Here is a 1,604-nt window from a genome sequence, read left to right as displayed (position 1 = left end):
GGCCAGTACGGCCTCCGCCGTGCCGTGCGCCTCCTCCTGTCGGGCCCGCAGCCCGACCTGCACGGCGCAGCATGCGGCGAGGATGCCCACCAGGCCGTAGAAGGTGCCGACGAACGCCTCCTCGATCGACGCGTGGGCGCCGATGGCGCGTTGCAGTGTCTCGACCACGGCCGGCACGTCGCCTGCGAGCCTGTCGATCGCGCCCGTTAGCGACGTCGCCAGCAGGCCCGTCGCCATGCCGCCCGCCGTCCAGGCGGCGAGCACCGGCAGGCTCAGCCGCCACACGAGGCCCCCCGACGAGCGCAGCAGCGCACCCGCGCGCGGCCGTCCCGCGCCGGCGGGGATCAGGCTCGCGCCCTGATCGCGCACAGCCTCCAGGCCGAGGACGAGCACCGCGAGCAGGCCCCCGAACGCGACCGGCACGATGAGCGGCGTCAGGTCGTCGTCCACATATGCACCGCTCAGCTGCCCGTAGCCGATCGGCGACAGCCACGTGGGCCAGGCGGGCTCGACATGCAGCAGATCGTCCGACGGCGTGCCCGCGGCGTCTCCGATGCCGCGCAGGAGGTACGCCGCCAGCACGGCGACCACGGACGCGCCGTTCGCTCCGCGAGAGGTGCGGAACAGCTGCGCCGCGAGCAGTCCGATCCCGAGGAACGCCAGCCCCGTGGCCGCCAGTGCGACGCCGAACACCACGGAACCGCCCGGCTCGAGACCGCCCAGCATCAGCCCGGCGGCGGTCAGGGCGCCGAGCGCCCCGTTCGCGAGCAGACCATGGATCAGCGTTGCGGCCAGTGGCAGCATGCGCCCCGCGGGCGTGGCGGCGACGAGCTCGGCACGCCCGCGCTCCTCCTCCATGCGCGTGTGCCGCACGGCGAGGAAGGTCGTCATGAGGCCGCCCATCAGGGCGATCCACGAGAACATCAGGAAGAACGCGAAACCGCCGTCGCTGACGCCGTTCGGCGTGCCGCGGAAGATCAGGATCGTGCGCGTCGCCACGGCCACGGCGAGGATCTCGCGCCGGTCCTCTTCGTTCGCGAACGTCTGGAACACGGCCGACACGGCGGCGGTCGCCAGCAGCGCCGTGCCGGCGATCCACAGTGTCAGCTGCAGCCAGTCGCGCTGGAAGCGCTGGCGCAGGAGGACAGGCAGGACGCTCACGCGCGGTCGCCCTCCTCGACGCCTCCGAGGTCGTCGCCGTAGTGCCGCAGGAACAGCTCTTCCAGCGAGGCGGGCGCGACCGTCACGCCGACGGCGCGCAGACGGACGAGTTCCGCGAGCGCGCCGGGCATCGCTTCGGCGTCGACGGCCAGCGTGACGCGCCCGCCCTCGCGCACGACATCGTGCGCTCCCGGGAGCGCGGCCAGCGACCGCTCGGCCTCCGCCCCGAGCCCCTCGTCCGAGAACGACACGCTCGTGCGTGTGAGGTGACGCAGCTGCGCGAGCGTGCCGGACTCGACGAGCGCGCCCTGTCGGATGATCGACACGCGCGTGCACAGCTGCTCGACCTCGCTCAGGATGTGGCTGGACAGCAGCACGGTGGCGCCATCGGCCGCCGCGCGGCGGACCTCGCGATCGAAGACCTGCTCCATGAGCGGATCCAG

Annotated in this window: 1 protein-coding gene and 1 pseudogene; both read right to left on the bottom strand. The window is 73.3% G+C overall.

The window, feature by feature from the left end; translation table 11 throughout:
* Positions 1-1,161: polyketide antibiotic transporter (locus tag RIF89_RS14870; protein WP_309069844.1), on the bottom strand; the 1,161-nt coding region annotated here is incomplete at its 3' end.
* Positions 1,158-1,604 (bottom strand): annotated as a pseudogene (locus tag RIF89_RS14865) (ABC transporter); the annotation flags it as partial. The gene RIF89_RS14870 and the pseudogene RIF89_RS14865, both read right to left, overlap by 4 nt.

The sequence above is a fragment of the Microbacterium sp. genome (assembly GCF_031178525.1).
Taxonomy (GTDB): Bacteria; Actinomycetota; Actinomycetes; order Actinomycetales; family Microbacteriaceae; genus Microbacterium.
Note: the sequence above shows the minus strand (reverse complement) of the source record. Positions and strands in the feature narration are given on the sequence as shown.